General features: G+C 33.9%; 13 protein-coding genes. 4 read left to right on the forward strand and 9 right to left on the reverse strand.

What is annotated here, in order from left to right:
* Positions 1-139: 139 nt before the first annotated feature.
* Together LNP23_RS06990 and LNP23_RS06995 are read left to right on the forward strand one after the other, a co-directional pair.
* Positions 140-592, forward strand: coding sequence for a thioredoxin domain-containing protein (locus tag LNP23_RS06990; RefSeq protein ID WP_047772740.1), 453 nt, complete (start codon positions 140-142; stop codon positions 590-592).
* A gap of 272 nt (positions 593-864) precedes the next feature.
* Complete coding sequence (locus LNP23_RS06995; protein ID WP_047772742.1) at positions 865-1,314, forward strand: thioredoxin domain-containing protein; 450 nt, start codon at positions 865-867, stop codon at positions 1,312-1,314.
* A gap of 13 nt (positions 1,315-1,327) precedes the next feature.
* Here LNP23_RS06995 and LNP23_RS07000 read toward each other — a convergent pair whose 3' ends face one another.
* The 5 genes from LNP23_RS07000 to surE form a co-directional block, all read right to left on the reverse strand.
* On the reverse strand, positions 1,328-3,364 hold the full coding sequence (locus LNP23_RS07000) for a ComEC/Rec2 family competence protein (protein ID WP_230004396.1): 2,037 nt from the start codon (positions 3,362-3,364) through the stop codon (positions 1,328-1,330).
* Between the two features lie 53 nt (positions 3,365-3,417).
* Entirely contained in the window at positions 3,418-3,903 is a 486-nt protein-coding gene (locus tag LNP23_RS07005) for a C40 family peptidase (protein WP_230004397.1), read from the reverse strand.
* Between the two features lie 11 nt (positions 3,904-3,914).
* Positions 3,915-5,033, reverse strand: coding sequence for a lipid-A-disaccharide synthase (gene lpxB / locus LNP23_RS07010; protein ID WP_230004398.1), 1,119 nt, complete (start codon positions 5,031-5,033; stop codon positions 3,915-3,917).
* 68 nt (positions 5,034-5,101) lie between these two features.
* Positions 5,102-5,374: a hypothetical protein gene (locus LNP23_RS07015; RefSeq protein WP_047772747.1), complete on the reverse strand. Its 273-nt coding sequence runs from the start codon at positions 5,372-5,374 to the stop codon at positions 5,102-5,104.
* On the reverse strand, positions 5,367-6,146 hold the full coding sequence (gene surE / locus LNP23_RS07020) for a 5'/3'-nucleotidase SurE (RefSeq protein ID WP_230004399.1): 780 nt from the start codon (positions 6,144-6,146) through the stop codon (positions 5,367-5,369). Before surE ends, LNP23_RS07015 begins: the two co-directional genes overlap by 8 nt.
* A gap of 203 nt (positions 6,147-6,349) precedes the next feature.
* Here surE and LNP23_RS07025 point away from each other — a divergent pair, with 203 nt between their 5' ends.
* On the forward strand, positions 6,350-8,533 hold the full coding sequence (locus tag LNP23_RS07025; protein ID WP_047772749.1) for a carboxy terminal-processing peptidase: 2,184 nt from the start codon (positions 6,350-6,352) through the stop codon (positions 8,531-8,533).
* 85 nt (positions 8,534-8,618) lie between these two features.
* Positions 8,619-9,398: a DNA/RNA non-specific endonuclease gene (locus LNP23_RS07030; RefSeq protein ID WP_230004400.1), complete on the forward strand. Its 780-nt coding sequence runs from the start codon at positions 8,619-8,621 to the stop codon at positions 9,396-9,398.
* Here LNP23_RS07030 and rpe read toward each other — a convergent pair.
* The 4 genes from rpe to LNP23_RS07050 form a co-directional block, all read right to left on the reverse strand.
* Positions 9,375-10,037, reverse strand: a complete 663-nt coding sequence (gene rpe / locus LNP23_RS07035; protein ID WP_230004401.1) for a ribulose-phosphate 3-epimerase — start codon at positions 10,035-10,037, stop codon at positions 9,375-9,377. The genes LNP23_RS07030 and rpe overlap by 24 nt on opposite strands.
* A 195-nt stretch (positions 10,038-10,232) precedes the next feature.
* Positions 10,233-11,096 carry a sigma-70 family RNA polymerase sigma factor gene (locus LNP23_RS07040; protein ID WP_007804760.1) on the reverse strand — a complete coding sequence of 288 codons (864 nt, stop codon included), beginning with the start codon at positions 11,094-11,096 and terminating at the stop codon, positions 10,233-10,235.
* A 282-nt stretch (positions 11,097-11,378) separates the two neighbouring features.
* The gene (locus tag LNP23_RS07045) at positions 11,379-13,109 is read right to left on the reverse strand and encodes a hypothetical protein (RefSeq protein WP_230004402.1); all 1,731 of its coding nucleotides are present in this window, start codon (positions 13,107-13,109) and stop codon (positions 11,379-11,381) included.
* A gap of 20 nt (positions 13,110-13,129) precedes the next feature.
* On the reverse strand, positions 13,130-14,365 hold the full coding sequence (locus LNP23_RS07050) for a DUF4249 domain-containing protein (RefSeq protein WP_230004403.1): 1,236 nt from the start codon (positions 14,363-14,365) through the stop codon (positions 13,130-13,132).
* Positions 14,366-14,415: the final 50 nt, after the last annotated feature.

Genomic DNA, 14,415 nt, shown 5'->3' on the forward strand with positions numbered 1-14,415 from the left:
GTATTAACGGGGGTTTAATTATTAAAATGATACTTATTTTAGAAGCGAAAAATAAATAGTTTGTTTTTTGTGCTAATAAAATTGGAAAATTAAAATATTATGTTAATTTCGTCAATCTAATCTAACCAAGCCTATTGATATGACTAAAAAATTACTTATCCTACTTGTTTTTTTAGGTTCATTTTCGATGCAATCCCAAAACTTAGTTTGGAAAACTAATATGACGGATGCGATTGCATTAAGTAACGAACAAAAAAAACCAATGTTAATTTTATTCACGACAGCCGATGCGCCGAATAATTTGCAAAATGAAATCTTTAGAACTCCGGACTTTGCTGTGTGGTCAAGAGACAATGTTATTCTTGTAAAATTGGATTTATCAGATGTTAATGTATCTGATACTGATAAAGAGCAAAACATGAAGTTGAAAGATGCCTTCGGCGTTAATGATTTTCCGCAAGTATGCTACGCTAGTGCTTCTATCAGAAAGAATAAAACAACTTTTAGTGCCCTGGGAAAAATTTCCTATAAACCGGGAGGAGCAAAATCTTGGATTTCGGAATCGAATTCTATTTTGCACCCAAGTGAATAACTAAAATTTAAATTAAGTTACTTAATTTAATTTGTAGAGTCCCTTTTTGCCAACGTGCAAAAAGGGATGTTTTTTTTTAAATAGGTTTATTCTTTAAGGATTGTTTTGTGTCGTTTAAATTACTGTTTTTATGTGAGGGCGTGTATTCCTTATAGCTTCGATAGTAAAATATATTTTATATCACTTTTGAATTGGTTCTAGTGATTATATTTTTGTTTTTTAAGATAAATTTTGCTAAATTGGTTTTTTGTTAACTTAATTTATGCAATTTTATGAATAGAAAACTACTTTTATTGCTGTTTTTTTTAGTTACATTTTTGATGAACGCTCAAAATGCTGGTTGGACAACAAACGTGACCGATGCAATTGCTTTGAGCGCTGAACAAAGAAGGCCGATGTTAATTTTGTTTACGGCCGCGAGCGCATCCGATAACCTGCAGGAGGAAGTGTTTGGAACCCCTGAATTTGAAAAGTGGTCTCGTAAGAATGTGATATTAGTAAAACTCGATTTATCTGATTTTTCCTCCAGTTTGATCAAAGAGCAAAATGTCAGGTTAAAAAATGCTTTCGAAATTATTGAGTTACCACAAGTATGTATTGTCAATGGAGCAATTAGGAATGGCAAAACAACGTTTGATATGCTCGGAAAAGTATCTTATAGAAACGGCGGAGCCAGAAGCTGGATATCAGAATGTGATTCGATTTTGAATCCGTCTGAATAAAAGATAGTAGTGGCTAGTTTAATTTATAGAATCCCTTTTCACCGGTAGAGTGAAAAGGGATTTTTCTTTTGGAGCAGCTTATTTCCCAACGTTTTTGAATCGAATAAGAGTTGGATCCATCCGATACTACTATTTTTGGGTTTAAGTCAAGTAAAACACGATCCAGATTTATTTTTGGGGATTGTATTAGAAGGAGAACATCAGGCGAAATAGCTTTTTTATAGACTCCGCTACTGTCAATCAGGAAGATTTTTTTAGAATTAAAAAAGAAGATGTTTTTAATTGTACGGATCGACTTTAGTATTCCAAAACTCCCCACCAGATAGGAACTTATATTTTTTTGAAGGGAGTCTTTTCCTAAAAGAGTATCATTTGCAAAGAGGGTAATGTTTTGGCCGGTTCGCTCGGTGATAATGGTTTTTTTCTTGATATGATATACAATTAGTTCCGATTTGTTTTCGACCTCTTTTTTGGTGCTAATATAGGCCAGCTGAACAAAAACTATAGAAAGCATAGTGGCGATTAATTTACTATAAGTTGGTTTCTTGAACCAGATAACGCTCGTAATGATCAGTAGATAATAACTAAGTAAATAATAAAAATTAAAGCGAATGTCGCGAATAACAAAAAAATCAAAAGAGGCGATATAGTGTATGATTGTATTTAACAGATATATGCTTTTTTCAAAAATCTGAATAAAGATTATCGGACAGCCGGTAAAGACAGAAATGAGCAGTACAACAATTCCGGCAATCATTGTAAAAGATAAGACCGGAAGAATAAGAATATTGGTTACAAAAAATAAAGAAGGAAATTGATGGAAGTAATACAAACAAATTGGGAATGTTCCAATTTGGGCGGCAAAGGAAATCGTTAAAGCTTCCCACAGATAAGTCAGGATTTTGGTTGTGGGTTTCCAAATCTCTTTTAATAATGGTTGTATCCAAAGAATCGAGAATAAGGCAATATAACTCAATTGAAATCCCGCATCAAATAAAAAATAAGGCTCAAATAACAAAATTAACAATACAGAAACCAGTAAGGTGTGATAAATGTTGCTGCCTCTTCTAAGATGATTCCCGATAGCCAGAAAGGAAAACATGACCACAGAGCGCAAAACAGGAGGTGATAAGCCAGAGATAATACCAAAAAGACCTAGCGCCACCAAAATGGTAATTAGCTTTATAAAAGAGCCCTTACGTGTATTGGGGATCGGTTTCAGAAGAAAAAGAATAAATAACATAATGTAACCTACGTGCAGTCCTGAAACAGACAAAACATGTGTTGCCCCCGAATATTGATAATCTTTAAGGGTTTCGGGTGAAATTTCTTGTTGCTGACCTAAAATTAAGGCCATCGCTACATTCATTTCGGTTTTGTTTAAACCCGCTTTAGTAAGGTTGTAAATGATCCTTGAGTGTAGCTTTGCGGCATAAAACCAAATAGTTCTGTTGACTTTTTTGTTAATTCTGATTTCGGATTTAGAAATAAAAACCTGGGCATATATTTGTTTGTTGGCCAGATAAGTTCCATAATCAAATTGATAGGGATTTTTTACTGTTCCCAGGTGCTGTAAAGTGGCTTTTGTTTGAATTGTATTTCCAATAATTAACCTATTTGAAGCACTGTCTTTCTCGATATTTACAATAATTTTTCCTTGATAAAAGCTGTTTTCAATAGGATTTAAAACGGCAACATAACGATCATTGTAAACATTGCCCTTTAGCTTTTCAACTAAAGTAAAAGACATAGTATGTGGCTTTTCGAATCCTTTTTGGTAATGACTGTAATGAGATTGTTGAAGTGTATTTGTATGCAGTAGCAAGCTGATGATACCCAGCCAAAAGGAAAGTAAGTAGGTGCTTATTCCAAAAAAAACGAGGTGTTTTTTATTCTTTTTTGATGCAAAATAAAAGATTGAAAAAAGAATTACAATACTTACGACAGAGACAGTTGTTACTAAAAAGCCAGGTAGCCAATAGTAAGAAACCAATAAGCCCATTATAAAGGCAATCGTAATTTTAGTCAACGGAAAATCTAATACTTTCATGTTTTAAAAGTATTAAAAATTTGTAAGAAAAAAGTTATTTTATTTATAAAAGACTATTCGAGAACCCTGTTGATCTGGGCAAAAGAATTTTGATAATAAGCTTCTTTGGTGGAGGAGATTATTACGCCTTTTGAAGTAGAAGAATGTACAAATTTTATTTCGTTTGAATTAGCCTCCGTAATTAGCCCAACATGATTGATTTGTTTGCTTCTGTTGGTCTTAAAGAAAATCAAATCACCTTTTTGAGCATCCTTAAACTGGATAATTTTCCCGATTTTAGATTGCTCATAAGAACTTCTTGGCATTGAGATATTCTCGGTTTGAAAGGCAGTATAAACCAATCCAGAGCAGTCAAAACCACTTTTAGTCGTGCCTCCCGCTTTGTATCGCACACCAAGATTGTCCGTTGCTACATCGACTAAATGTTTTACTGCATATTTGTTCTCCCGCTTTGATTCCTTTTTATCTACTACAGTGGAGCTTGATTTACAAGAAGCAAAAAGCAGAGCGGAAAAGAGTAAAACGAGTAGTTTTTTCAAAATAAAATTTTTTAAAGCGGTTTTAAATCAGCAACAATAAGTTTTGCTGTTTTTTTACTGGCTCCGACACCTCCTAATTTTTGCTCTAAAATATCATAGTTTTGCAACAATTTTTGACGGTAAGCAGGTTCCAGTATTTTATATAACTCTTCTTTTATGCGTTTCGTATTGCAGTCACTCTGAATTAACTCGGTTACGACTTCCTGATCCATAATTAAATTGACCAGAGAGATGTATTTTAAGGTAATAATGCGTTTTGCAATCTGATACGAAATGTTGCTTCCTTTATAACAAACGACTTCAGGAACTTTAAACAAAGCCGTTTCTAAAGTTGCAGTACCCGAGGTAACCAAAGCTGCAGTCGATGATCGAAGCAGGGCATAGGTTTTATTCGAGATAAATTTGATATTTTTATTGGTGATAAATTGCTGGTAAAACCCAAAATCCTGACTTGGGGCACCGGCGATTACAAATTCATAGTCTTGAAAATCGTCTACGACACTCAGCATTACACTTAGCATTTTGGTGATTTCCTGCTGACGACTTCCCGGTAAAACAGCAATAATTGGTCGATCGCTTAATTGATTTTCTTTTCTAAAAACAGCTTCATCAAAGGCTGGCTGATTCTGAATCGCATCAATCAGCGGATGCCCTACAAAAGCTACTGGAAAATGATGTTTGTCTTCATAAAAGCTTTTTTCAAAAGGCAAAATGACAAACATTTTATCAATATCATGTTTGATTGCTTTGATTCTGCTTTCTTTCCAGGCCCAGATTTGTGGCGAAATATAATAGTGTGTTTTGTAATTTAAAGCTTTAGCCCATTTTGCAATACGCATATTAAACCCCGGATAATCAATAAAAATAATAACATCGGGTTGAAAAGCGGCAATGTCTTTTTTGCAAATAGTAATATTGGTTAAAATGGTTTTTAGATTAAAAATAACTTCCACAAAACCCATAAAAGCCAATTCGCGATAGTGTTTTACCAAAGTTCCGCCCACTTTTTGCATTAAGTCACCACCCCAGAATCTGATTTCGGCCTGAGGATCTTCCTCGTATAAGGCTTTCATTAAATTAGAACCATGTAGGTCTCCGGAGGCTTCACCAGCTATTATGTAGTATTTCATGTTCGTTTTTTTGAAGAGGTGTTCTGTTTTTCAACACAACTATTTTTTTTGCAAGGCAAAGATAAGATTTAAATAAATACAGTAGAAATTGCCAAAACAATCACTGCCAGGATTACGCCCCGTGCCATAAATTCTTTGTTTCGTTTTAAGAAAAAAGCAAAAACAGCAAGATCTAAAAGGGTTCCCAAAGTGATAATTTTCCCTAAATAACCATATTCTTTAATAGTTTGAATCCCTGTTGAGAAGTCAAATGGTGTAAAAAAGGTAATGAATAAGTAACTTCCTAAAAGAGAAGTGAAAATCCCCACAATAAAACCTGCCAGTATCTCTTTTTTATTCATTTAAATCCCAGGTGTTAAGTTGCTGTATAGAATGGTGCGCCGTCAAATCAAATTGTACAGGAACTATTGAGATGTATCCATTTTCAAGTGCCCATTCGTCTGTATCTTCTCCTTTGTCTTCATTGACAAATTTTCCCGAAAGCCAGTAATAATCTTTACCAAATGGAGTTTGTCGTTTGTCAAATTTTTCAACCCAAAGCGCTTTGGCCTGACGACAAACTTTTATTCCTTTAATTTCGTTCTCTTTTAACTTTGGAAAATTAACATTCAGAACAACACCTTCCGGTAATTTATTGGCAAGCGTTTCTAAGGTTATTTTTTTTATGAATGATTTTATAGGTTCAAAATCGGCATTCCAGTCATAATCCAACAAAGAAAAACCAATCGCGGGAATTCCTTCAATTCCAGCTTCAACAGCGGCACTCATAGTTCCGGAATAAATTACATTTATAGAAGAATTTGATCCGTGATTGATGCCAGAAACGCATAAATCGGGTTTTCTTTTTAAGATTTCATTTACGGCTAGTTTTACACAATCTACAGGAGTTCCGGAACAGCTGTATTCGATTGTTTTCGCATTTTCTTTAGATATTTTATCCAAGTATAGCGTGTTGTTAATCGTAATGGCATGTCCCATGGCACTTTGAGGTTTGTCGGGAGCAACAACAAGTACGTCTCCGATTGTTTCCATAACACTTATCAAAGCTCTGATTCCCGGTGCCAGAATTCCATCATCATTGGTAACTAATATAAGTGGTTTTTCGTGTTTCATTTTAGAAATATTAGGTAATTAATAGGATTATAAAAGCAAATGTAGTGACAGATTTTTGTAGAATAGTTACAAATAAAATAAAATTTATCAACTAAATAAAAGTTGGCTTTGGCAAGTCAAACATTTTTATACCTTTAACAAAAAATTATAGTGAACTTGGCTTTAGTGGCATAGTTTTTACCGTAACTTAGATTAAAAAATTGATGAATGCTATTATTAAATTTATGAAAAGAAATTATAAAATACTTATAGCCGTATTATGTTTGTCGGTAACCTTGTTTGCTTTCAAAATAAATGCAGATAATAAAGTTGATCCGGACCCAAATAGAGATAAAACACTTTTAGAATTATTAGCTTTTGTTATAGAAAAAGGACATTATAGTCCGGCAGAAATTAATGATGAGTTCTCTAAGGGAATTTTTAAGGATTATATTGAGGCGCTGGATCCTTCAAAAAGATTCTTCCTGCAATCTGATATTGAAGAATTTAAGCAATATGAGCTAATGTTGGATGATCAGTTTTTAAATAAAGACCTTACTTTTTTCAACCTGACTTATACCAGATTGATGAAACGTATGGAGGAAAGCAAAAAGAGATATAAGACTATCTTAGCGCAGCCATTCAACTATAGTGTTGATGAAACTTTTAATTCTGATTACGAGCATTTGCCTTACGCAAAAAACACAACTGAAATTAATGAAAGATGGAGAAAGCAAATTAAACTTTCTACCCTTTCTTCACTTGTTGCCAAACAGAAAATAGAAGAAGACAAAAAGAAAACAGATCCTGCTTACAAAGCAAAATCTTTCGAAGCTTTAGAGAAAGAAACACGTGACAGTTCTTTAAAATCACTAGACGATAATTTCAGTCTGATTAAAGATTTAAATAAAGAAGATTGGTTTTCTGTGTACGTAAATTCTATTATGGCACGTTTTGATCCGCACACAAGTTATTTTGCTCCGGAAGACAAAGACCGTTTTGATGTTAATATCAGTGGAAAACTGGAAGGTATTGGAGCAAGATTAACCAAGAAAAATGATTTTACTCAAATTGACGAGCTAATTTCGGGTGGACCTGCCTGGAAAGGAAAACAACTTGAAGCAGGGGATTTAATTTTGAAAGTAGCACAAGGAAACGAAGAGCCTGTAGATGTTGTAGGGATGCGTTTGGATGATGTTGTGAAAAAAATTAAAGGACACAAAGGAACTGAAGTTAAACTTACCGTTAAAAAAGTAGATGGAAGCATCAAAGTTATTTCGATAATCAGAGACGTAGTAGAAATTGAAGAAACGTATGCAAAATCCAGTATTGTTGAAAAGAACGGATTGAAATATGGTGTAATTTATTTACCTAAATTTTATATCGATTTTGAAAACAAAGACGGTCGCGATGCCGGAAAAGATATTGCTCTTGAAGTAGAGAGATTGAAAAAAGAAGATGTCAACGGAATTGTATTGGATGTTCGTGATGATGGTGGTGGATCTTTATCTACAGTAGTTGATATTGCCGGTTTATTTATTGAAGAAGGACCAATTGTTCAGGTAAAATCTGCAGGTAAAAAGAAAGAAGTTTTATACGATAAAGATAAAAAAATCGAGTGGGACGGACCATTAGTAATTATGGTAAACAGTTTCTCTGCTTCTGCATCAGAAATATTAGCTGCGGCAATTCAGGATTACAAACGCGGTGTTATCATTGGAAGTAAGCAAACTTACGGAAAAGGAACCGTGCAAAATGTACTTGATTTGAATCAGTTTGTTCGTAATGCAAATTATGGCGACTTAGGTGCTTTGAAAATTACAGGACAAAAATTCTATAGAATCAACGGAGGTTCAACTCAATTAGAAGGGGTTCATAGTGATGTGGTGATGCCGGATCGTTATGCTTATCTGAAAATGGGAGAGCGTGATATCGACAATGCAATGCCTTGGGATAAAATAGATCAGGCTGATTATGTTACCTGGACTTCAAACGAAAATTTTACCAGAGCAATTGCGAACAGTAAAAACAGAATTGCTCAAAATCCGCAATTCAATTTAATTGAAGACAACGCAAAATGGATTGATGTGAAGAGCAAAGAGAATACGTACAGCTTGAACATTACAAACTTTAAAGCGACTCAGGAACAGGTTGAAAACGAAGGTAAAAAGTACAAACCAATTTCAGATTATAAAAACAATCTGGTATTTAAATCTTTGCCTTATGAAGAGCTTGAGATTAAAAGTGATGCTACTTTAAAAGAGAAAAGAGAAGCTTGGCACCAAGCATTATCTAAAGACGTTTATGTAGAAGAAGCATTAAATGTTTTAGATGATTTACAAACCAAAAGTAATATGGTGAAAAGTAATTCTTCAAAAATGAAGAAAGATAAATTAGTGAAGTCTTAGTTTTTAAGAAAAATAATTTGTTATTAAAACGCTCCGAAAGTTTATATTTACGGAGCGTTTTTTTATGGATTAAAAGTATAATGATATGAGAGGATTTCTTGTTTTGAGTTTGGTAAGTATGGTGTTTTTTTCGTGTAAAAAAGAAACAGTAGTAAAAGAGGAATTAAAGGAAGAAAAAACTCTTTTTGTTTCCAATCAAAACAGTACAGATTCGTTGTATACTGTTGCGTATTTGCCCACATCCACAACGAAACAAATTGTAAAACATAAATACTACACGCTGTCTTATAATGAAAAGTTCGAACAGGCAGAGTGGGTGGCGTATGAACTTAAAAAAGAATATTTGAAAAATGGAGATTATAAACGTCCCTATTTTATTGAAGATCCCAAAGTAACAACAGGTTCAGCCGACTGGAGGAATTATAAAAAATCGGGTTATGATAAAGGACATCTTTGCCCTGCCGGTGATATGGAGTTTGATAAAAATGCCTATAACGATACTTTTTACACCTCTAATATTTCGCCTCAAAAACATGATTTTAATAGTGGAATCTGGAACAGAATAGAACAGAAAACACGCTACTGGGCAGGAAAATACAACGATATTTATGTGGTTACCGGAGGTGTTTTGAAAGATTCGGATAAAAAAATAGGAACAGAAGAAGTTGCTGTTCCTAAATATTTTTATAAAATCATTCTGGCTAAATCAGGGACTCAGCACAAAGCCATTGCATTTTTAGTTCCAAATGAAAATAGCGATCGATCACTTTACGATTTTGTCGTTCCGATAGAAACGATCGAAAAAACGACCGGAATTGATTTCTTTCCGAATTTGAAAAATTTAAAAAGTAGTCAGGACTTTTAGGTCCGCAATAGTTGCTGTTGGGTTTTCGGCTTTAAAAACAAAGCTTCCTGCTACCAAAACATCGGCTCCGGCCTCTACTAGTTGTTTTGCATTTTTATTGGTTACACCACCGTCAATTTCGATAAGTGTTGCTGCATTTTTTCGGGTAATCAGTTCTTTTAGCTTTTTTACTTTTGCATAAGTATTTTCAATAAAAGATTGTCCTCCAAAACCAGGATTAACACTCATGATGCAAACCAGATCAATGTCATTGATAACGTCTTCTAATAAATCAATATTGGTATGAGGGTTGATGGCTACTCCGGCTTTCATTCCTTCGGCTTTGATTGCTTGCAGCGTTCGGTGTAAATGGGTACACGCTTCGTAATGTACGCTTAGTACATTTGCGCCTAAATCAGCGAAGGTTTTTATGTATCTGTCCGGATCAACAATCATTAAATGAACATCGATTGTTTTTTTTGCATGTCTTGAAATGGCTTCTAAAACAGGCATTCCAAAAGAGATATTCGGGACAAAAACACCGTCCATGATATCAATATGAAACCAATCTGCCTCACTGTTATTAATCATTTCGATATCACGTTGTAAATTGGCAAAATCGGCTGCTAAAACAGAAGGAGCTATAAGTGTATTCTTCATTGTGTAGTGGTATGTTGTGTTGTTTTTTGCAAATGTACTTATAAAAAATAAAAAACTCCGGTAATCAGCCGGAGTTTCAATCATCAATCAAAAAACGAACAGTCAATCAAACTGTTGTTTGCGTTAAAAAGGTTTCAAGTTTAAAGTTTCAAGTTACTAAAACAACTCGAAACTTTAAACCTGAAACAAATATTTTTATCCTAAATACGTTTTAAGAATTTTACTTCTTGAAGTATGTTTTAATCTGCGGATTGCTTTTTCTTTAATCTGACGTACACGCTCACGAGTTAAGTCGAAAGTTTCTCCAATTTCCTCAAGAGTCATTGGGTGTTGATCACCAAGACCAAAATACAAACGAACAACATCTGCCTCTCTTGGAGTTAATGTTTCTAAAGAACGTTCGATTTCAGTACGTAAGGATTCATGAATTAATTCTCTGTCCGGGTTTGGAGATTCTCCTGAACGTAGAACGTCATAAAGGTTAGAATCTTCTCCTTCAACAAGAGGTGCATCCATAGATAAGTGACGACCAGAGTTTTTCATAGACTCTTTTACATCATTTACAGTCATATCAAGTTCTTTTGCAATTTCCTCAGCAGAAGGTGGGCGCTCGTTAGATTGCTCTAATAAGGCATACATTTTGTTGATTTTATTGATAGAACCAATTTTGTTTAATGGTAAACGTACAATACGTGATTGTTCTGCCAAAGCCTGAAGGATCGATTGACGAATCCACCAAACTGCGTAAGAGATAAATTTGAAACCACGAGTTTCATCAAAACGTTGAGCCGCTTTAATTAGACCTAAGTTTCCTTCGTTAATTAAATCAGGAAGTGTTAATCCTTGATTTTGATATTGTTTTGCCACAGAAACTACGAAACGTAGGTTGGCTTTTGTCAATTTTTCTAAAGCTCTTTGATCACCAGCCTTTATTCTTTGTGCTAATTCTACCTCTTCATCTGCGGTAATTAGGTCAACTTTTCCGATTTCTTGTAGATATTTATCTAACGATGCAGTTTCACGATTGGTTACCTGCTTGGTGATTTTAAGTTGTCTCATGTTGTTGTCTCCCTATTTTTTTAAAGTGTACAAATAGTTATACGTAGGAAGGATAGAAAAAGTTACAACGAAGTGAAAATAATTTTAAAAATATTGTATCGAGTTTTTGAAGTTGGCTTAGTTTGTTGTAAATCTTATAGTTAGTAAGGTGTTTTCTGTCTCGCTAATAATGAAAATTGTAGTGGTTTCTAATACGTTTTCAAATATAATGAATTTGAATAACGAAAAACTCCTTTCTTCAAGATTTGAAGAAAGGAGTTTTATTCGTTAATGGTAGTGAATTTAATTAGAAGTATTTACTTCTATGATTTCTTTTGCAGAAACAGGAAGCCCGTTTTCAGTAAAACCTTCGAGACTTATTTCGTATTTTCCTGATACATCAGAAGTGAAAAACGAAACGGTATTTTCTTTGTTTTCTAAAGTTAATTGAGGTTCCCAAAGTAATTGGTATCTGTAATCCGGAATTCTATTCTCTTTGTTTTGGTCGTTATAATTTTGTTTAAACGCGATGATTTTATTTTGAGGTCTTTGAATTTCAGTATTTAAAATAAAATTACCGTGCGCTGAAGTCACATAATCATTGTTTTTAGTTGTGAAATTTATAACACCGTTAAATGCTTTTGGACCATAAAAATAAACGCCGGGAACGATACTTACTTTATATATGTTTTCTGTTTTATAGGTAAATAACTCATTTACGTTCTGAATCAGAAGTCCGTCAACTAATACCAAAGCGGGTTCAGAAAAGTATTCCAGATCATAATTTATATCTCTAAGATTTAAGGAGTAATTATTGTCTTTTTCACGATAGTACATTTCTTTTATAACTTCCGTAATGGTTTCTTTTAAAGTAGGAAACTTGGTGTAATCGCCAAGAATGTATTCTTTTTGTAAAGGATTATAGAACGGATAAACACTGGAACCGTTGGTAATACTGTCTTTTTTTAGTGAATAATAGGCATTTTCAATCTGATTAGCGATCGATCGTTGTTCGATAGTGCTTTTGTAATCAGAGGTTAAGAATGTTTCATCTGTATTTTTTAGATCAGATAAGTTGTATCCTTTATTTTTGTCAACGTCTATTTTATAGTCATTTTTATCATTGCCTATTATTTGAACAACAGCATTAGAATAATTAGGGTCTTTATCCAGAATAAAATTAAACTTTCCGGATGGGTTTGTCTGTGTTATTTTAAAGGCATATTCTTTACCGGGTATTGATAAAGCCACGGTTTTATGATTTATCTCGCCAGGATTTTTAGTGTTTGTAATGCAGCCTGAAATAATCTCGCCTCTAAGTTCCGGAAGAAAACGGATCGAATCATTCATACGGTTTGTCAGCTCATTATTGGTGTTGAATTTTACAAACTCAGCAGCATTCATTTGTCTTTTAGAAGGTAAATTGTCGATTTTTTTTACAGAGAGAGAGTAACTTCCTTTGTTTGTTTCAGCGGTTAATGATTTTATTTTTAATGCGACTTGTTCTCTTTCCTGAAAGGTAGTTTTATCCAGTTGTATGGCAAACGTTTTGTCTTTGATTGAATTTTCGGTAACAGATTCGTTTCCTGTTGTTTTGGTTTCTTTGCTTGCCGAATTCGTTTTGTTGCTTACCAAATACGGATTTATTAGCAAAAGGTCTGTTTTTGCTGTTTTTAAATCCTTTTTGTTCAACATCCATTTGGTATAGGCGATAAGTTTGTAGTTGCCTGTTTCAATGGTTGTTGGAATGAAAAAATCCCCTTGTCCTTTTCCGTTATCCAAATAGATTTTATTACTAAAAATAACTTGGCTGTCACTATTAACAAGGTCAACATAGGCTATTTTACTAATTTCACTCCAGGTGTTATTGGTCGGATTGGTACAATACAATTTACAATGCAGTGTTTCTCCTGCAATTAAGGTTGTGTTGTTTAAATGAACAAATAGGGTTTCGTTAGTAGCGATACTAATCGGTTCACTTTTGCTCAACGAACTATTTTGTGCCATAGCAAAAGTATTTATTGCTAGTAGCATGATTGTGCCGGTTATTTTTTTTAATCTATCCAAAATAAAGGTTTAATGTTAGATGAAATTTTAGTACAGTCGCCACAAGGGGCAGGAGTAAAAACATAGTTTGCATAGTCACCACCACCACTAAGAGTTGCAAAATAGACGTACTCTCTTCCGGACCCGGTAACGATAGAATATATTTGTGGGCCACGGCAGAATTTTTCTGTAAAGCAATTAGGTAATTCTATTTTTTGACTACAATCTGCGATAAACGAAGGATAAGGATCGTCTATAAAGATATCTCTGAAATTAAAAAAGATTCTTTTTGTGGAAACGGATGATACTTCAAAATAGCCAATTATTTTCTCGTCGGGATTACTATTTGATTTTAAATTACCATAATTAAACCCCGGTTGGATTTGTGATAAAAGACTTGCGGAAGTCGAAAGACTTTTTAGTGTTTTATAATAAGTGTATGAGGTTAAATTCTGAACATACTCGCGTACAACAATGCTATATCGTTCATAAAGAATAGGATCTTTAATATCTATAAAACGTATGGGCAGATTGATTTTGTCTTCGCTAAGACCTACATTGCTTACTAATATTATATCGTCTGATTTTCTTGTGGTATAACATACTCTTGATTCGCTATTACCTCTGGGAATACTCAAATAAGTATAGTTCGGTCCTGGGTTACTTGGATCGGGGGTCAACTTATTTGGTTTCCAATCCGGAGATATTATTTTATAGGTTTCAGCGTATTCGAATCTGTAAAATTGTGATTTTGAACTTGGATCTTGACTGGTCACCACTATTTGTACCCCTTTTTCTCCGTCTATTGTTTCTATTTTTGGTTCTACGTTAATTTGGTTAACAGGAGTCAGAGTCTCCGTTGCAGACGAGTATGATTTGCCGTCGTTTGTTGTGATATTTAATTGGTATGACTTCCCTGTAATCGCCTGGAAAGGATTTTTTGAAACATAAAGACCGGAGAAATCTTCAAATTCAAATTCATAGGTATTGTTGTCACTGTCGGTTACATAAACACTTGCCCCTTTTTCAGGAGTTGGACCATACTCCTCCAGACGATAAGATCTGGTAATTTTTATTTCCTGTTTTTTTAACTCATTTGTAATGTTGGCCTGAACAACCGGTATACTTTCAAAGGTATTGGTTTGAAAAACATATTGCTCAGTGCAACTACCTATAGAAAGGCAGAAGAGCATCAGGGCAACTGTCTTGTATAAAAGGTTACTATGTTGAACTATAGATTTCATAAAGAGATAAATTTGTGATTTCATTTTGATTAACGAACTATTTTGTGTCA

Source organism: Flavobacterium cupriresistens (assembly GCF_020911925.1).
In the GTDB taxonomy this organism is placed as follows: Bacteria; Bacteroidota; Bacteroidia; order Flavobacteriales; family Flavobacteriaceae; genus Flavobacterium; species Flavobacterium cupriresistens.